General features: G+C 57.7%; 16 protein-coding genes and 1 pseudogene. 7 read left to right on the forward strand and 10 right to left on the reverse strand.

The window, feature by feature from the left end; all coding sequences use genetic code 11:
• Window positions 1-102: 102 nt before the first annotated feature.
• Window positions 103-1008 (reverse strand): NAD(P)/FAD-dependent oxidoreductase, encoded by a 906-nt coding sequence (locus QMG56_RS02415; RefSeq protein ID WP_281820991.1) that lies wholly within the window; start codon window positions 1006-1008, stop codon window positions 103-105.
• Between QMG56_RS02415 and QMG56_RS02420 the strand changes: the two genes are divergently transcribed.
• The 6 genes from QMG56_RS02420 (at window position 976) to dmpG (ending at window position 6244) form a co-directional block, all read left to right on the forward strand.
• Complete coding sequence (locus QMG56_RS02420; RefSeq protein ID WP_375713632.1) at window positions 976-1299, forward strand: hypothetical protein; 324 nt, start codon at window positions 976-978, stop codon at window positions 1297-1299. The two genes, QMG56_RS02415 and QMG56_RS02420, sit on opposite strands and share 33 nt — an antisense overlap.
• Window positions 1300-1314: 15 nt before the next feature.
• Window positions 1315-2727, forward strand: a complete 1413-nt coding sequence (locus QMG56_RS02425; protein WP_281820994.1) for an FAD-dependent oxidoreductase — start codon at window positions 1315-1317, stop codon at window positions 2725-2727.
• A gap of 5 nt (window positions 2728-2732) precedes the next feature.
• Complete coding sequence (locus tag QMG56_RS02430; protein WP_281820995.1) at window positions 2733-3251, forward strand: nuclear transport factor 2 family protein; 519 nt, start codon at window positions 2733-2735, stop codon at window positions 3249-3251.
• Window positions 3252-3479: 228 nt separating this feature from the next.
• A complete protein-coding gene (locus tag QMG56_RS02435; RefSeq protein WP_281820996.1) occupies window positions 3480-4262 on the forward strand; it encodes a 2-keto-4-pentenoate hydratase in 783 nt (260 codons plus the stop codon).
• A gap of 3 nt (window positions 4263-4265) precedes the next feature.
• Window positions 4266-5219, forward strand: coding sequence for an acetaldehyde dehydrogenase (acetylating) (locus QMG56_RS02440; protein WP_281820997.1), 954 nt, complete (start codon window positions 4266-4268; stop codon window positions 5217-5219).
• Window positions 5216-6244, forward strand: a complete 1029-nt coding sequence (gene dmpG / locus QMG56_RS02445; protein ID WP_281820998.1) for a 4-hydroxy-2-oxovalerate aldolase — start codon at window positions 5216-5218, stop codon at window positions 6242-6244. The genes QMG56_RS02440 and dmpG overlap by 4 nt, the downstream gene beginning before the upstream one ends.
• 57 nt (window positions 6245-6301) lie before the next feature.
• On the opposite strand, the gene QMG56_RS02450 is transcribed toward dmpG, so the two are convergent.
• The 7 genes from QMG56_RS02450 to QMG56_RS02480 form a co-directional block, all read right to left on the reverse strand.
• Window positions 6302-7012, reverse strand: a complete 711-nt coding sequence (locus QMG56_RS02450) for a TetR/AcrR family transcriptional regulator (RefSeq protein ID WP_281820999.1) — start codon at window positions 7010-7012, stop codon at window positions 6302-6304.
• Window positions 7013-7208: 196 nt separating this feature from the next.
• A complete protein-coding gene (locus QMG56_RS02455) occupies window positions 7209-7532 on the reverse strand; it encodes a 2Fe-2S iron-sulfur cluster-binding protein (RefSeq protein WP_281821000.1) in 324 nt (107 codons plus the stop codon).
• 52 nt (window positions 7533-7584) lie between these two features.
• Complete coding sequence (locus QMG56_RS02460; RefSeq protein ID WP_281821001.1) at window positions 7585-8709, reverse strand: acyl-CoA dehydrogenase family protein; 1125 nt, start codon at window positions 8707-8709, stop codon at window positions 7585-7587.
• A gap of 74 nt (window positions 8710-8783) precedes the next feature.
• Window positions 8784-10037 (reverse strand): acyl-CoA dehydrogenase family protein, encoded by a 1254-nt coding sequence (locus tag QMG56_RS02465; protein ID WP_281821217.1) that lies wholly within the window; start codon window positions 10035-10037, stop codon window positions 8784-8786.
• Window positions 10038-10217: 180 nt separating this feature from the next.
• A complete protein-coding gene (locus QMG56_RS02470) occupies window positions 10218-11258 on the reverse strand; it encodes a hypothetical protein (RefSeq protein WP_281821002.1) in 1041 nt (346 codons plus the stop codon).
• Between the two features lie 42 nt (window positions 11259-11300).
• On the reverse strand, window positions 11301-12488 hold the full coding sequence (locus tag QMG56_RS02475; RefSeq protein WP_281821003.1) for a CaiB/BaiF CoA-transferase family protein: 1188 nt from the start codon (window positions 12486-12488) through the stop codon (window positions 11301-11303).
• A gap of 449 nt (window positions 12489-12937) precedes the next feature.
• A complete protein-coding gene (locus tag QMG56_RS02480) occupies window positions 12938-13789 on the reverse strand; it encodes a MaoC family dehydratase (RefSeq protein ID WP_281821004.1) in 852 nt (283 codons plus the stop codon).
• 441 nt (window positions 13790-14230) lie between these two features.
• Between QMG56_RS02480 and QMG56_RS02485 the strand changes: the two genes are divergently transcribed.
• A complete protein-coding gene (locus tag QMG56_RS02485) occupies window positions 14231-15322 on the forward strand; it encodes a CaiB/BaiF CoA-transferase family protein (protein WP_281821005.1) in 1092 nt (363 codons plus the stop codon).
• A 151-nt stretch (window positions 15323-15473) separates the two neighbouring features.
• On the opposite strand, the pseudogene QMG56_RS23415 reads toward QMG56_RS02485, so the two are convergent.
• A pseudogene (locus QMG56_RS23415) lies at window positions 15474-16349 on the reverse strand (amidohydrolase family protein); the annotation flags it as partial.
• Between the two features lie 90 nt (window positions 16350-16439).
• Window positions 16440-17579, reverse strand: a complete 1140-nt coding sequence (locus QMG56_RS02500) for an acyl-CoA dehydrogenase family protein (protein ID WP_281821010.1) — start codon at window positions 17577-17579, stop codon at window positions 16440-16442.
• Window positions 17580-17785 lie beyond the last annotated feature (206 nt).

Consider the following 17785-nt stretch of genomic DNA (forward strand, 5'->3'; position numbering starts at 1 on the left):
GGTGTGGCTTGTGGCATTTTTTGCCTCGTTGCAGGATTGGCTTCGACACCCATTTTCCTACTATAAAGCAACTGCTTAGGCCACTCCCGCCAACCCTTCTAACTAAGCACGGTGAATAAGACGGGCTAGGGCCTTGCCATCAAGGCCCGTGGTGTGGACGGGGCCGTGATAGTTAGGCATCTTGTAGCCAGTGCACCAGATCACCACGTCAAGATCGTGATGGGCTCCGTCACCGGTAACGATACCGGATTCATCCATGCTCTCTATAGAGTCAGTCACGATAGCGACGTTGGAGTTCGCCACCGTTTTGTAATAGTCGCCCGTGATCAGCAGCCGCTTGCAACCCGGATCATAGTCCGGCGTGAGCTTCGCGCGTAGCACTGGATCGGCAATCTGTTCCTCCAAGTAAGCTAGGCAAACGCTTCGAAGCTCTTCGAGTTTTTCCGGGTTTCCCGACACGCTGTCGAGAAACGCTTTCGAGAACTCATAAAGTTCATCGCGATGCTTGCGCCAGGAATCAGTGTCTTGGGCAAACTCACGCTGTTGCTCTTCAGAATAAACGACGTTGTTTCGAGGGACGATCCATGAGGGAGTGCGTTGGAATATCTTGAGTTCGCCCACCTCCGGATAGATGGCCGGCACGATCTGAACGGCCGCCGCAGCGGTGCCAACAATTCCGACCCGCTTTCCCTTGAGGTCTATATTCTGCTGCCAGTGCGAAGAGTGGAATGAGGCGCCCTTGAAGCGCTCCCTCCCCCGAATTTTGGGGAGGGAGGCTTCGTTGTAAAAACCCGTTGCCGCGATCAGATAGTCGAACGTCTCCGTGCGCTCTGAACCGGCGATCGTAAGGGTCCATTCTCCTTGTGCTTCATCGTATGTCGCCGTCGTAACTTCGGTCGACAGACGTACGTGCTCCATGAGCTCGTGCTTCTTTCCGAATTCCGTAAAGTAGGCGAGTAGTTCATCCCGCTCCGGATACACAGTCGTCCCGGCATACGAATTCCACATATGTGGTTAAAGGACGGACGCGCCATTCAGGACGTTGTCGGCAACGACTACACATTGCTCGATCTTACGGGGAATTACGACAGTTCGGCCATTGAAGCGGCGTTCGCCAAAATCGGCGCGCCACTCGAAGTGATCCATTTGGACGAGCCGCACACCCGCGAGACCTTGAATGCCTCGGTGCTTTTGCTACGCCCGGACCTGCACATCGCTTGGCGAAATCGCGGCTATCCCGTGTCTATCGCGGATCTTGCGCGTGTCGTGACCGGGCATGGCCCTGGTTTCCAGGCATGAGCGGGAGACCTGCGCGTGTTGCACGAAACAGATGACATTCCCCTGTCCGCTGACGTCATCGTGTTTGGCGCGGGTATAGCCGGACATTGCGCCGCGCTGGCGGCGGCGGAATATGGACTTCAGGTTCTCCTGCTGGAAAAAGCCTCCCAAGCCGGAGGCAGTTCGGCGATGGCCGGGGGAGGCTTTATCTTCGCCGGTACCGATCTGATGAAGGAGGCGGGTTACGACGATGGCCCGGAAGAATTACGCGAGCGATTGTTCCTGTCGGGCAAGAACAAAAACAATCCCGATCTGGTCGATGCCTATGTCAACCATCAGCTCGAAGCCTATGAGTTTCTGAAAAAGCATGGCGCGAAGTTCAAACTCAGCGCCATGGACCGATGCCTTCACGAAACGGGCACAGGGCGGGTTATCACCAATATGCATATGGCCGCCCGTGCCCATTCAAACATTATATATGCATCGAAATGTGCGGGAATGAAGCTGTTTCGCGACGCAGAGAATGGCCGGGTAAAGGAAGCCATGGTCGCCTTTGGTGACCGGATCATGGCGATTGAGGCACGACGAGGCGTGGTCCTCGCCACCGGTGGATTTTCCCGATCGCGGGAGTTACTGGGCATCTTCGCACCCGAACTTCTCGATGCCGTCAAGCATGGCGGCGTTGCGAACACCGGCGACGGTATCATCATGGCCTGTGACCTGGGCGCAGGTCTGGCCGATCTCGGCTATGTGTCCGGGTCGTTCGGCGGCGCTATCCGCAACTACCCGCATGGCGTTCAGGGTGCGGATGAAGTGCCGCCCTTGCTCTTCAGTTTCATGGCCGGCGGCATCATGGTCAATGTTGAGGGACGACGGTTCGTCAACGAGGGACAAAACTACAAGGCCCTGGGTAGCGCTGGCATGCGCCAAACAGGCGGTGTGGCGTTCCAGATTTTCGATGCCAAACTGCTCAACACCGCAATCGACGACAGTTCAGTGAACAATTATCCCGAAGGGATTGCGAACGGCTACATCAGGACAGCTGATACGATCCCCGATCTCGCGGCGAGCATGCAAATCGATCCGGTAGTGCTCGAACAAACGATCGACCGCTACAACGCCAGTGTCTGTAGTGGTTCCGATCCAGATTTTGGCAGGACGAGCAACCTCATTCCTGTCGATACGCCGCCATATTGTATCGCAGCCAGCGCGAACGCCCTGACTTCGACTTACGGCGGCATCACAACAAACCGCGATATGGCGGTGGTCGACTGGATGGGGGAACCGATCCCGGGGCTGTTCGCTGCAGGCGAGGTGGTTGGAGGATTTCACGGTGCCGGTTACTACAGCGGCACCTCGCTGTCCTCCTCATCGACCTTTGGCATGCTGGCGGGTCGGGCGGCAGCCACTTTCACCCCAATCCGACTACAATTCAACGAGAGAGGATGACGGCAATGACCAAACGAGCAACGCACCTTGATGCTTTGATCGATGGCTATATCAGCCCACCTGATGACGCTGAGGCGCGTGCCCAGTCTTTGGAAACCCTTAGAAACTGGATGCTCGCCATGGAGACGAAGGACGTCGCATTAATGGAAAGCATTATGCACGAAGATATCCTGATCGATTTTCCCCTGAGCGAGAGCGGACGCACCGAACCGGGTCTTTACCGTGCCTTCAGGGGCCTCGACGAATGCCGGGAATTCTGGAAAAACGCCTTCCAGCTTGAAGAGTCCGTTCATCCCTTCACGGACCTGAACCTGACCGTTAATCCCGATGGTTCGCGCATATTTCTCGAAGCCAAGGGCGATATGGTAATGACTACCGGCGCAGAGTATAGAAACCGGTATGCCATCCGTTATGACATCCAAAACGGCAAAATTCGGCATTTTCGGGAATATTACAACCCACTCATTTCGGCCGTAGCATTCGGCAGGCCGATCGCTGGCCACTTGATGCTCGACAAGCTTTAGTGGTTGGCCGGCGGATGATCCCAGTTCCGAATTCCAGCTTCGTTTCGGATACGGCTTTCAATGGCTTTCCCCTATCCATCGCCATGAGATGCTGACCCACGCGTCGGCGGACAAATGTGCGGAATTCCGCATTCTTGTCAGGTGAGAATGCAATACCGTCACGCGCTGGCATCAACGATCGCATCGCCTTATCCTGACAAACAGCACGATACGGAGGGGAAACTTCAAATGACCGACACCACCCATGAGGTTATGGCTCGCCGTCTGCGCGAGGCCTATGTTTCAGGCGCTGTGCCTCCCCTGCGTGACGGTCTCGACCCGGTCGACGTCGCAGGCGCCTATGCCGTGCAGACTATCAACACGCGCTTCTGGGAAGCCCAGGGGCGGCGGATAGTAGGCCGCAAGGCTGGACTGACCGCCAAGGCCGTTCAAACCCAGCTTGGTGTCGATCAGCCTGACTTCGGCGTGCTGTTCGAAGATATGCGCATCCCAGACGGTGGTTTGCTCGCCCCGGCCAAATGTCTTCAACCCAAGGCGGAAGCGGAGATCGCCTTCGTGCTCGGCGCCGACCTTCCTTCACCCGGCACAACGTCCGATCAGGTCGCTTCCGCTGTCGCCACTGTCCACGCAGCGATCGAGATCGTCGACAGTCGCATTGCCGACTGGAAAATCACATTCGCCGATACCGTTGCGGATAACGGTTCATCCGCGTTCTTCGTGCTCTCCGACGATGGCAGGTCCCTGCCCGGCCTCGATCTGTGGACAGCAGGGATGGTCATGGAGATCAACGGTACTATTGTTTCTACGGGTGTCGGCGCCGCCGCACTGGGACATCCGCTTAATGCAGCGGCATGGCTTGCCCGTACGCTAGCGGAACGCGGCGAACCATTGAAAGCAGGTGACGTGCTCTTGGCCGGTGCGCTGGGGCCCATGGTCGCGCTCCAGCCGGGTGATCAAGTTCGCGCGAGTGTCGGTGGCATCGGCGTGTGCTCATTTCACTACGGGGACTGAAGCATGGAAAAGATCAAGGTTGCGATCATTGGCTCGGGGAACATTGGCACCGACCTGATGATAAAGGTCATGCGCCTCTCCGATGTGCTGGAAATGGGGGCATTCGTCGGCATTGATCCCGAAAGCGACGGTCTCAAACGTGCCGCCCGCATGGGGGTGCCCGTGACGGCAGAGGGCATTGATGGGTTGATCGCCCTGCCCGAGTTCGCCGACATCAAGATTGTATTCGACGCGACGAGCGCCGGTGCACACAAGCACCACAACGCGTTGCTGCAAGCGCACGGGAAACGGGTCATCGACCTTACCCCCGCGGCCATCGGCCCCTACACAATCCCGCCAGTAAATGGCGAGGCAAACCTCGACGCGCCAAACGTGAACATGGTGACATGCGGTGGCCAGGCAACGATCCCGATCGTCGCGGCGGTCAATCGTGTCGCCAAGGTCCATTATGGCGAGATCGTTGCGTCGATCAGTTCCAAAAGCGCCGGCCCCGGAACGCGAGCTAACATCGACGAGTTCACCGAAACGACCAGCCAGGCGATTGTCGATGTGGGCGGTGCGACACGGGGCAAGGCTATCATCATTCTCAACCCGGCCGAACCGCCGCTCATTATGCGCGACACCGTCTACTGCCTGTGTGACGAAGCCGATCAGGACGCCATTCGCCAGTCCGTTGAAGATATGGTCGCAGATGTGCAGACCTATGTCCCTGGGTACAGCCTGAAACAGGCGGTGCAATTCGAACATATCGGTTCCAACCTGCCGCTGCACATTCCCGAAATGGCCTCGACCGGCATGACAGATTTTACCGGGCTCAAGGTATCGGTGTTCCTCGAAGTGGAGGGCGCAGCGCACTACCTGCCTGCCTATGCGGGTAATCTGGATATCATGACCTCTGCCGCGCTGAAGACCGCCGAGAAGATCGCGGTCCGCCATTATGCAGGAGAACGCGCATGACTCTCAATCCAACCGCAACCAAGCTTTACATTCAGGATGTAACGCTGCGCGATGGGATGCATGCAATCCGCCATCAATATGGTCTCGATCATGTCCAGGCGATCGCGCGGGCTCTCGATCGGGCGAAGGTAGATGCCATCGAGGTGGCCCATGGCGACGGCCTGCAGGGCTCATCGTTTAACTACGGGTTCGGCGCACATACCGACTGGGACTGGATCGGCGCAGTGGCCGAAGTGCTCGAACATGCCGTGCTGACCACCCTGTTGTTGCCCGGAATCGGCACGGTGCACGATCTCAAGCACGCCTATGAAATAGGCGTCCGTTCGGTCCGCGTGGCAACACACTGTACCGAAGCGGACGTATCCAAGCAGCATATCGAGGCGGCGCGCGGACTTGGGATGGACGTCTCCGGCTTCCTCATGATGAGCCACATGAGCCCCCCCGAAGCACTCGCGCAGCAAGCCAAGTTGATGGAGGACTACGGAGCCCACTGTGTCTACGTCACCGATAGCGGCGGCGCGATGAACATGGACGAATATGCCGCCCGGCTCCAGGCCTATGACCGGGTGCTGAAGCCGGAAACGCAGCGCGGCGTGCATGCACATCACAATCTGTCTCTCGGCGTCGCCAACTCCATCGTGGCTGTCCAGAACGGCGCGATCCGTGTCGATGCCAGCCTGGCAGGCATGGGCGCTGGCGCTGGCAACGCCCCGCTCGAAGTATTCATTGCCGCCGCCGAGCGCTGCGGCTGGAACCATGGCTGCGATCTCTACGCCCTCATGGATGCAGCCGAGGACCTCGTTCGCCCGCTTCAGGACAGGCCAGTCCGAGTGGACCGGGAGACACTTACGCTCGGCTACGCGGGCGTCTATTCCAGCTTCCTGCGCCACGCCGAGAAGGCGGCCGCCGACCATGGCCTCGACACGCGCTCGATCCTGGCCGAAGCTGGCCGACGCAAAATGGTCGGTGGACAGGAGGATATGATCGTCGATATCGCGCTCGACATGCTGAAGCGGGCCAGTTGAGCAGCTACCAACGCGCCAGCCGACTGTCTAAGGGCAGTGTCAGGAGTTCGGAACGTCCTACCGGGTGGGTGCCTTGGTGCGGCGCCTCTGAGGCCGAATGGTCCCTCCAGGCGCGCCCCCCGGAACGCCAAGGGCCGTCCCCGCCTCAAGCAGGGCGGTTGCCGTATCGACGAGGTTGTGGAGAGGATCAACATCGCTCCACACATCGCTCCGCTTACGAGATGCTTTCCACGATTCATGTGCGGACTGGACGGAAAGCAGATACCACGCAAAGAATATCAGGCGCTGCCGCATGACCGGTTCCGGGATGTCAGATCGCAGAGTCGAAATCAGTTGAAGCAGGCGCCTGAATACCAGGAAGTTCATCTGATCCAGATAGGTGGATAGCTGCTTGCGTCGGGTAAAAAGGACACTGGCAAGAAAGCGGTTCGCCGTCGGCGAGGGGTCCGAATAGGACTCGGCATTGGGGGCCGTCACAATTACATCTACGATATCGCGGACGCAGGTGGCACCACCCTTTTTGTCCAAAGTAGAAAGGCCTTCCAGCCAAGCGCTGCTAAGGTCGACAAAAATCTCATTTATCAGCTCAAGGATTAGGCCATCCTTGGATTTGAAATAGTAATTGAGAGATCCACCGTTCTTCGCGCCGGCAGCGGCAACGATTTCTCTTACCGTTACCGCTTCAACACCCCGCTCGGCAAAAAGCATCCGGGCAGCGACCTTGATATTCGTTCGAGTGTCGGTACGCTCTTCAGCTTCCAAACTCACAATTTGGGCAATGGGCATCTTCGCGAAATTCCATCCAGTTTGACAGGAGTACGCAGCACGCCCCCCTTTGGTAGCGTGCTGCTTAGCTCTCCATGCCCTAAAACGGAATAGCTAACTCCATGGTTTACTGGTAGCGTAGGTAACAGTATCCACATCCGCGCGATTTAGTGCAAATGGATCACAATCCGCCTGGCTATCACGCCGCCTGACAGATGGGGATATGTATCTCCAGTCCATCCATATCGGTTCGGACCATGATCTGACAGCAGAGGCGAGAAGTCTCTCTGCGCTCTGCTGCGAATTCGAGAAGGGCTTCCTCGTCACTTGTCATCTGCGGCACCTGCTCAATCCAGTCCGCACCGACATAAACATGGCAAGTCGCGCACGACAACTGGCCGCCACAATCGGCGTCAATGCCATCAATGCCAGCCTTAACCGCACCTTCCATAACCGATATGCCGTCATCAATCTGGACGTCTGTTTCAACTCCATCTGCACTGACGAACTTTACCAGAGGCATTCATTTCTCCATTGGTCGATTGCGGCAGCCTATCGAAACGCCGCCGGATTGTTCACGCTGCTTTGCGATGCTCTGTTTCGAGAAGGCATATCAGCTGTTCCCGCTGCTCGCGTGGCGAACCCAACAGCTCTGCATTGGCCCGGGCGCGTTTATAATATAAATGATTGCGCATTTCCCAAGTGAAACCGATGGCACCGAAAACCTGAATGCTGCGGAACGTGGTCGCACAATATTGGTCGCTGGCATAGCTCTGAGCAATTGCCGCAGCCTTTCGGCCCTCGGGCTGACCCTCATTCAACGCCCAGGCGGCGAATTGCACGCCAGCGGTGGCCAGCTCGATCCCTCCGGCAAGCTCTGCCAAGCCGTGTTTGAGCGACTGGTAGGAACCGATCGGGCGCCCGAAAGCAACTCGCTCCTTCGCATATGCCACAGTATCGGCAAGCGATTGCTCAGCACCAGCGGCGCTCTCCGCTGCAAGCACGAGGTACAGGCGATCGCGAAGCCAAGGCCAGCTATCGGCATCTGCCTGAGAGAGCCGCTCTGCTGCAACGTTGTTAAGGCTGATGGCATTGACTTCACGGGTCACGTCCCGCCAGTCAAGCCGCTCCATCTGAACGCCGACTGCATCAGCGTCGATCAAGAAGAACCCTTGCTGCCCGTCGACATCGGCAATAACGACGATTTTATCTGCCGATCCCGCTTCAACGACGAAAGATTTTTGCCCGTCGATCGTCCACTGGTCACCGCTGAGCGTGGCCTTGGCGCCGCCGGACAAGCCGTTAGTGTCACCATTTGGGTCGGCCACGGCCAGAGCGAGCGTCAGTTCACCGGCGGCCACTTGCGGAAGCAATGCCTGCTTCTGCTCTTCACTGCCGCACCGTTCAATTGCCCACGCGCCAGCCAGTGTGCCGAAGAACGGAGACGGCGCCAATGTCCGCCCCATTTCCGCGACGACCATGACGAGATCGACGTAAGTCATGCCCAGCCCGCCATAATTCTCAGGTATCACCATGCCAGGCCAGCCCATACCCTGAATTGCTTGCCACAACCCATCGCGCTCAACGGGCGTTACGTTCGTTTCGGGCCGCAGGTAGGGCTCCAGCTTCACTTCCTTCGAAAGGAAAGTACGGGCGGAATCGCGCAGGCTGAGATGATCTTCGCTCAGGGTGAAATTCATAATTCTGATCTTTCGTTACAATGATCGCTGCAGCATATTAAGGCCGCCCGGATCGCTGATGGGTATGTGCTATCTCAGCCTGCAGCCTTCGCTGGCACCTTGCCGATCTCGCTGTACGGAATCTTGGCCGTGGGATCGAGGTCGCGGGGAAGGCCGAGAACGCGCTCGGAAATGGTGTTCTTGAGTACTTCCTGAGTGCCCACGCCCAGCGTCGCGGCTGGACCGAACCAATAGCAATAGTCCCAGGTATCGAACATGCCATAGTCCATATCGGGGCGGGGCAACTCATCGTCATCGCGCACCATGCCTGCGACGCCCTCGGTGCGCTTGGCAAGCGTGGACAGTTGCTGCCCATGGGGAGACGCAATCATCTTGCCGAGATTGGCCTCCAGCCCTGCCGGTGCACCGTTAATTCGGTTGCTAAGGTTCCGGGCGCTCAGCAGACGGAGCAATTCTCCTTCGGCGTAAAGCTTTGCAGCTTCTTCCCGGATCAGCGGATCCTTGATTTTGCCAGTCTCGATCAGGCCGTAAACCAGTTCCCGGGCCGTTGGACCGTGGCCCCATACTGCCGCTGGCTTGGCCATGCTCATACGCTCGGTCTGAAGCTGTTCGACCACGATCTGCCAGCCTTGACCTTCTTCTCCGAGGCGCTGGCTTGCGGGAACCCGGACATCCGTCAGAAACACCTCATTATATTCCGGAGCGTGGCCGGACATGTCGAGGATCGGGCGAACCTCTACCGCGGGCGACTTCATATCGATCAGAAATATGGTGAGGCCCCGGTGCTTGGGCACGCTTGGATCGGTACGAACGATTACCACGCCAATGCTGGCAATATGCGCATTGGAATTCCAGATCTTCTGGCCGTTGATGATGTAATCATCCCCATCGCGCCGGGCGTTGGTGCGCAATGCCCCAAGGTCCGAACCGCAGGAAGGCTCAGAGAACAGCATCGTCCACAATTCGCGGCAGGCCAGCGCCGGCGGCAGGAACCGCTGGCGCATCTCTTCGGTCCCGTAAACCAGCAGCGACTGCCCGCACTGGTTGACCGCGATCGAATTGATGCTCATCGGATGCGCGATCCCCGCGCGCTTGATTTCATCTTCAATGATCAGCTGCGTTTCAGGATCGGCCGATAACCCCCAGGGGGCTGGCCAGTGAGGGACAGTGTACCCCTTTTCGGCTAGCTGCTGGTAGGATGGATTTGGGTTGTCTTGGAACCAGCGACGGACTTCCAGGCGTCGGGGGTCATTTTCGGCAGGTAAGTTAAAGTCCACTTTTATTCTCCCGGTTGGGCCAGATCGCTGGCCTTGGCATTCGAATTTCATCACCGACCATGTGCAATCAGTGACGGACCGTCAGCCGTAGGTATAATACATTTGTTCTATATCTTCATGGCAATGGATATTGAGTCAAGCCCGTCTCTCGAGCTGCCGTTTGTTTTGCCCGGAGACCGCCGGCGACCGGGCATTTTCATTGCCATGGCCCGCCGCTGCCGGACCATCACGTCACGGCTTCGACACAAGGAAGGCCTTGCACGAATTGAATATCCACGTCTCCACGAACGCAGCAACGTCCGGCTCGCCACGCCCCAGCGCACTCATTGCGCCCACAAGGCATGACCAGTTCAGCACTTCCTGCTGTCCACTTTCTTCAATCGCAGCAGCCGGATAGTTCCGCCAATAATCATAATCACGTTTTACCAGCGCATCGAAAAGGGCGCGATCGGCAGGGATATCGGGCCACAGATAGTGGTTCTTCTGGGTCAGAAAAGCATGTGACCAACTGGACGATGCAATCAGCGCAACGCGATAAGGCGATTCCGACAAAATGCGTGCTGTCTCGGCGCCCATGTCGAACAGCCTTTTTGACGTGGGCGCGGGCGGATCGAGATCCGCTTCTGACAGTTCCTTGTCGAAATTGGGCAGTCCGCCCTTCTGGCAAATAACATGGCGGCCATAACAGTTTATAGAAACCGGTAGGATGGGATAATTAAAACCCTTGCGATCATAATCGAGATAAAAGATCGCATTAGTGAAGGCATGGCCAAGCGGATGGTGCAGCGGCTTGTACGAATAGGCTGTGTCAAACCCAGCCGAAATCAACTCGCTAGCCAGATGTTTTGCGGCAGCCTGAACGCCAGGCAGCACAAACTCCTTCTCCACCGGCTCGCCCCAGACATTATTGGGGAAGTTATGGAATCGAAACTCCGGATGGGCATTGATGCAGTACGGCGGAACGACATCTTCCTTGAAGTTTTCGTATTGGTCATCACCCCAGATCAACACAAAATCGGGATTGAACTCATCCAGAGCTTCACGTGCCTTGCGCGTCCAATCCAGCATCGTCTTGCGATGCGCTGCCGCCGCGGCTTCACCCTGATCGGTGCCCCACTCTTCCCGCATGTTCTCCGACCATCCCGCCGGAGTTTTCAATTCCTCGGGAAGATTGGGATTGGTCAGCATCTTTTGCAGCAGTCCGGCCATGCTCTTATCAGGCCAGATCAGCATTGGATAATGACTGATACCCAAAATCAAAACGTCAGCCATGGCACCTCATCCTTTTCATAGTCCTGTTTGAAAGACCCGAATTCAGCGGATTACGCCTTTGGCACGCAATTCGCTTATGCGCTCCGCATCGAAGCCAAGGTCTTGCAGCACTGCATCGGTATGCTGCCCAGCCCGTGGCGCAATTCCGCCGACGTTTGTGGGTGTTCCCGAGAAATCGACAGGGTGGCCCGAAACCCGAACCGGGCCGTACTCATCCGTCTCATACTGCTTGACGCACTCCAGATGGCGGCTCTGCGGGTCGGCGATGAACTCGTCGACCGTATTGACCTTGCCGATCGGCACGCCCTCACGCACAGCTATTGCTTCAAGTTCATCTGAACTGAACTTGATGGCGCCTTTCTCAAGCTCTTGCCACAGCTCGGCGGAGTTGTTGACGCGCTTTATAGGGTTTGAGAATCGCTCATCCTCAAGCAAATGTTCAACGCCGAAGACAGCGCAAATCTGTTGAAATTGCCCATCGGTCTGGAAGTAGCCCATGAACGTCCCATCGCTCGTCCGAAAGGGGCGCGTGACATTGACGATCCCCGTCTTCTCTTCACCCTCGACAAAGCAATGATTGTGCAGATTGTCGACGAGGCTAAAAAACGCGAAAGATTTCATCAGTGGAACGGAAATAAACTGCCCTTGGCCGCCGTTGCGTTCGCGGTGATAAAGGGCCGCGTTTATCGCGCTGACTGCGGCCGTGCCAGCAAACTTGTCGACAAAAAATGAACGGAGCGGTGCAGGTGGTCCTTCCGGACTTTGCAGGAACATCGCACCGGTCAATGATTGAATGACCTGATCGTAAGCGGGCCGATCTTCATATGGTCCGTCCGGGCCAAAGCCGGTTATCATTACGTATATCAAGCCGGGATTGGCCTGCTTCAACTGATCGTAGTCAAGCCCGAGACGTTTCATCACCGCAGGCCGGGTATTGACGAGCATAACATCGCATTCGGCAGCCAGTGATTGCGCAATAGCGCGCCCATCCTCGGACTTAAGGTCAAGCTGGATGCTATGCTTATGGCGGTTCACGGCAAAAAAGTGTGAGCACATGCCCTTATGCTGCGGACTGACGTTGCGGAAAGGATCGCCGGTCAAGCCCTCGACCTTGATAACCGAAGCACCCAAGTCTGCAAGTATCGTTCCCGCCAGCGGGCCGGCGACCATCGTGGTGATTTCAAGCACCTTCACCCCGACAAGTGGCCCTGTGCTCGCTTCATCCTCCATGATCATCTCTCCATCGACCCCATGCTCCCGGAAGCAGGTAGAAAACCTGACGAGGCATTTTCGGTTTATACCAGCGTTTTATCTACTGTGGATCTGCTACGCTGCCAATCCCATTCTGCCACTTTGATGCAATTGGATATGCATGCCCTGATAGATACTCGGACACCTGATTTTATGGTTTAATATCATTTAGTTGAATAGACGATCGACCAACTAATGCGCGGGGCACGTCTCACAATCCCATGCGCAGGAGTGCCGCCCATATGTTACTTTATCTTTGAAACGAATGTTCGATCCACCGCCGCTAAACCGGCACCCTGATGCGGAGGCCAAGACCTCGACCCTTCATGTCCGCCAAACTGCACCCCATCCAGCCAATTGCGCTCTGCGACGTGAGCTAGCGTGTGGTGGAACTCAGGTTCGCCACACGCACCAATTTCAGCGTCGGGCTACTTGGCTAGGACTGCTTTGCCGTTACCAATCACCTTTTGCGCCCGCTCTACTGCAAACGCCTCAAACGATACGACCTCGCCATCTCGCCACATCTCAACGCGAATGGAATCGCCAGGATACACAATTCCCGTGAAGCGAACCCCAATTTGCTTGAGGGCATCGGCTGCATACCCGCAATACTCGCCTAAAACTGCGCGCTGGCAAATGCCAAAGGTACAAAGCCCGTGCAAGATCGGCTCCCGAAACCCTGCGGCGCGCGCCGAAGCGGGATCGACATGGAGCGGGTTCAGGTCGCCCGTTTGCCGATACAGAAGGGCCTGCTGCCGCGAGGTAGATAGCGTCACTATCCGGTCGGGATCGCGTTGGGGTATGGGGTGGGGCATCGGCTGCCCCTCCCTCGGTCCACCAAATCCGCCTTCCGAGCGTCCAAACGCAGTGTTCACAACCGACGCAAACGGCGCTTGCTCACCCGCCAGATACAAATCCGAATGATCCCTGAAGACCGCGCCCTTGCCAGCCCCCTTGTCCCAGGCGCCAGCAATCCTCGACTGAACCAGGGCCTCGCCCCGCGTCGGAATCGACTTGTGCAGCGTCACGGCAATCTCACCGTGGAGAACCGTCGTATAGTCGATGCCTGCGAAGGCAACCGGGCTCCGCCCAACCACGATCGTCGAAAGGAAGGTCGGCAGGACTGCGAGACGTTCCTCGTAAACATAGGCCAGTTGGCGTTCATCTACCGGGTCAGACGGCATTCCAAGTCCGAGAGCGTAGATCATGAGGTCGCGCTCGTTCCAGCTATGACTGAAATTGCGCTCCAGTTTCATTAGTTCCGGGTACGGTAAGACCATGTCGACCTCTTACGAAGGATGCGGCTCCTGCCTTGCAGCAGCCAATTGAAGATCAAACCTGAAAATACCGCGCACCAACTGTTGGGTTGGGCCTACAGCCACCAACTAACCAACCCGCCGAGGTTGCTCTTCCCCCGCCAGCTCTTTCGGTCCAATTTTCAGGGCGATATGTCCTTCTATCGCGAAACATGAAGCATATCGTCTTCTTGCATACCTGCGATACCGTAAGGCGAAAAGGAAACTCCTGCGTTCCGGCAACTTCCGTCGCAAACACTGTACTGCTGTTAAACGATACAAGTATGTTGACAGTGCGAGTGGGGATGTAACACCTTCTCAACAGCGTTTTCGGAACGCGGTGCCCCCGATCATTGCGACCGAGCGGACAGCACCCGATGGGCCGCGATCGCTAAGGGTTACACACATGCTGATGGAGACCCGGGAATGACGCAGCATGGGGGCAGGCGCGGTCCGCTGGAGGGATTGCGGTGTGTCGAATTCGCCGGAATGGGGCCAGGTTCGCACGGTGCGATGCTGCTGTCCGACCTCGGCGCCGAAGTGCTGCGGATTGAGCGGCCCAATCGGCCGGCCTTCACCATCAATCCGATCACGGAGCGCGGGCGGGGCAAGCTGGTCCTCGACTTGCGCCAGCCGGAGGACGTCGCCCGCGCCCTCGACATCGCTCGGCATGCTGACGTGCTGATCGAAGGCAACCGGCCTGGGGTGATGGAGCGGCTCGGGCTCAGTCCAGAGGTAGCAATGGCGGCCAATCCGCGCCTGATCTATGCCCGCATGACTGGCTGGGGCCAGGATGGCCCCCTCGCGCTGCGCGCCGGACACGACCTCAGCTACCTCGCGATCACCGGGGCGCTCCATACCTTTGCCCGCCCTGGTGAGTTGCCCGTGCCACCGATGAACCTCGTCGCCGATTTTGGCGGCGGCTCGATGTTCCTTGTGCTGGGCATTCTCGCCGCCTTGTGGGAGCGGGAGCGTTCGGGCCTCGGGCAGGTGGTCGATGCGGCGATTGTCGACGGGGTCGCCGCCCTGCTCGCCGGTGCGGCCGGGCATGTGCCCACTGGCGGCCTGTCGTTGGCGCGCGGACATAACGTGCTGGTCGGAGCGTCTAACTACTATCGCCCCTATCTGTGCAAGGACGGCAGGGAATTCGCCGTCGCCGCGATCGAGCCGCAGTTCTACCGCACCCTGCTCCAACGGATCGGAGCGCCAGTGGAGTGGGCGGAGGACCAACACGATCCTTCGGTCTGGCCCGAAAGGTCGGCCGCAATGGCGGCGATCTTCCTCACCCGCACCCGTGACGAATGGACGGCGATCCTTGAAGACTCCGACGCTTGCGGGGCGCCGGTGCTCGAGCTGGCCGAGGTCCTGACCCATCCCCAGATCGCGGAGCGAAACGGTTATGCTCTGCACGAGGGCATCGTGCAGCAGGCACCCGCCCCGCGGTTCTCGCGCACGCCAGGCGCAATTGGTCCCGACGAATCCGGAGAGGCCATGCTGGAGCGTTGGAAGATGGGCTGACCGCCGCTATGCGCCCGGCGTTCGGATCAGAGCGGCTCGGCGAGAAACCGTCCAGCGGCCTCTGAGCAGATGCTCCGCTCGACTTCCCCAGGCAGGCCGAGCGAATCCATCGGGCCGGGTCGTTCTGCATGATCATGTAGGGATAATCCGTACCGGCAAATACCTGACCCGGCGCCATGCGAACGGCGAGGTAGGCCAAATATTCCGGGTCATAGACATTGGTGTCGTAAAAGAAGCGTCGCGCCTGCTCGATCGGGGCAAGCTGGCTTCGTCCCTCGAAACCCTTGGTCGTTGTCCAACCAAGCTGCAACCGCCCCAACATCGCGCCAAGGGTGCCCCCGCCGTGGCTAAAGGCGATGCGAAGGCCGGGATATCTATCAAGAACGCCACCCATGATGATGGAAGCTGCGGCCATACCCGTATCAACGGGAAACAAAGCAAATCCGGTAAAGTTGATGTCAGGCTTTTCTAGACCCTTGGCGGCAACCGGATGCAGCGCATGGACGAAAACCGGCATCCCCTCTGCCTCGGCCGCTGCCCAGAAGGGATCGAACTCCGCAGAACCCAGCATCTTGCCGTTGATGTTGCTGCCGATCTCTACACCCTTCAGACCAAAATCCGACTTCAGGCGCGGCAACATGCGCGCCGCTGCCTCCGGATTTTGCAGCGGCACTGACCCGAGACCGCGAAAACGGCGCGGAGCAGCGCTGACCATGCTGGCGATCAAGTGGTTGGACGCATCGCACAGGATCTGGGCGTCGGCCAGGTCTAGCCAATAGGACAGCAACTCAGGCATCGGCGACAGCACCTGCATGTCCACCGCCTCGCGATCCATGTCTTCTATCCGTCTTGCCACGTCCCACGAACGGGCATCCAGCTTCCTGAACGGCATTTCGCCGATCATCAAAGTGCCTTCGACCGACGACTGGCACTGCATGCAGGGCCAGCGCGGCGCCACATCTGAATGCGGCGCAGAAGGGAAATTCAACGGCGAGACGTGGGAATGAACATCGATGAAGGTAGACATGCTTTGAAACCTATCCTGCTGCCGAAGGGGCGTGACCGCATGACTGCGCCCTGTCAGCCGACAGCGCACCACCAAGAGATGGATGATGTATCAAATTCGGCGACCGATCACTTCCTTCATGATTTCCGAAGTTCCACCATGGATGCGATGTATCCGCGTATCCCGCCACAGTCGCGCTATCGGATATTCGTTCATATAGCCCGCACCGCCATGCAGCTGGAGCGCCGCATCGACAATGTACCAGACATTCTCGGAGTGCCATAATTTGGATGCCGCCGCCTCTTCAGACGTCAACAGGCCTTTCATGTGCCTCATGCGGGCCCAGTCGAGGTGCGCCCAACCTGCCTGCAGACGTGTCGCCATGTCCGCCAACGTGAAGCGCGTATTCTGGAAATCGAATATCGGCTGGCCAAAAGCCTTGCGCTCCTTCACGAACTGGACTGCTTCGTCGAAGGCGCGTTGCGCCTGCGCCTGGGCGGTTGTCGAGATCGCCAGCCGCTCCTGGCCAAGTTCGGACATCATGTAACGAAAGCCCTGCCCCTCTTCGCCCAGCAGGTTCGAAATTGGCACCCGCACATCGTTGAAAAACAGCTCCGATGTATCGGCACCATGCAGGCCGATCTTGTCGAGATTGCGCCCTCTCTCGAAGCCTGGGGAATTGGCTTCGACCAGGATCAGAGACACGCCCTTTGCCCCCTCTCCGCCGGTCCGCGCCGCCAGAAATACCAGGTCCGACAGCAAGCCGTTCGAGATGTAGAGCTTGCTCCCATTGATTACATAGTAATCACCGTCGCGGCGTGCCGTCGTGCGCAGACTTTTGACATCGGAACCGCCACCCGGCTCCGTCATGCCCAAGGCCGTAATGATCTCACCGCTGATCATGCCGGGAAGGTAGCGGGCTTTTAATTCCTCCGAACCGTAGTTCAGGAGATACGGTGCAGTAATCAACGACTGCAGGCTGACCCCTACCGGGCAGTTCAAATAGTATAATTCCTCAAGAAAAACCAGATCGTAGGAGATGTCGAGGCCGATGCCACCATAGATCTCTGGCATGCTGGAACAAAGCAAACCGGCATCGCCAGCCGCTTTCCAAAAATATTTGCTGGTAATCCCCTCTGCTTCCCACTTGTCGAGATAAGGCTCGGCCTCCTTGGCGAGAAACCTGCGCACCGTGTCTCTGTACTGCTCATGGCTTTCGTCAAAGCCTTGGCGGGAATTCGTATTAAGCACGACTCCATCCTCCCCTGCACTGGCAGAACCCGCCAGCATTTCGAACGGTTCTAATCCGCCACGACCCACAGGGGAACGAAAACATAAAACCATTATTCATATCGATTGAAAGCAACACAGATATGGAAAGTCCCAGTTTGTAAGCGATATTTATTTACTATCGATGCAGATATAGGTCGGTTGCTTTATCCGTCACAGGAATGATG

This window comes from Sphingobium sp. BS19 (genome assembly GCF_027925545.1).
In the GTDB taxonomy this organism is placed as follows: domain Bacteria; phylum Pseudomonadota; class Alphaproteobacteria; order Sphingomonadales; family Sphingomonadaceae; genus Sphingobium.

Bases quoted from the DNA above. Each gene is read 5' to 3' on its own strand.
- QMG56_RS02465 (WP_281821217.1), bottom strand. From the start codon at position 10,037: ATGAAATTCGAATGCCAAGGCCAGCGATCTGGCCCAACCGGGAGAATA.
- QMG56_RS02430 (WP_281820995.1), top strand. From the start codon at position 2,733: ATGACCAAACGAGCAACGCACCTTGATGCTTTGATCGATGGCTATATC.
- QMG56_RS02435 (WP_281820996.1), top strand. From the start codon at position 3,480: ATGACCGACACCACCCATGAGGTTATGGCTCGCCGTCTGCGCGAGGCC.
- QMG56_RS02475 (WP_281821003.1), bottom strand. From the start codon at position 12,488: ATGGAGGATGAAGCGAGCACAGGGCCACTTGTCGGGGTGAAGGTGCTT.
- QMG56_RS02440 (WP_281820997.1), top strand. From the start codon at position 4,266: ATGGAAAAGATCAAGGTTGCGATCATTGGCTCGGGGAACATTGGCACC.
- QMG56_RS02485 (WP_281821005.1), top strand. From the start codon at position 14,231: ATGACGCAGCATGGGGGCAGGCGCGGTCCGCTGGAGGGATTGCGGTGT.
- QMG56_RS02415 (WP_281820991.1), bottom strand. From the start codon at position 1,008: ATGTGGAATTCGTATGCCGGGACGACTGTGTATCCGGAGCGGGATGAA.
- QMG56_RS02480 (WP_281821004.1), bottom strand. From the start codon at position 13,789: ATGGTCTTACCGTACCCGGAACTAATGAAACTGGAGCGCAATTTCAGT.
- QMG56_RS02470 (WP_281821002.1), bottom strand. From the start codon at position 11,258: ATGGCTGACGTTTTGATTTTGGGTATCAGTCATTATCCAATGCTGATC.
- QMG56_RS02455 (WP_281821000.1), bottom strand. From the start codon at position 7,532: ATGCCTCTGGTAAAGTTCGTCAGTGCAGATGGAGTTGAAACAGACGTC.
- dmpG (WP_281820998.1), top strand. From the start codon at position 5,216: ATGACTCTCAATCCAACCGCAACCAAGCTTTACATTCAGGATGTAACG.
- QMG56_RS02460 (WP_281821001.1), bottom strand. From the start codon at position 8,709: ATGAATTTCACCCTGAGCGAAGATCATCTCAGCCTGCGCGATTCCGCC.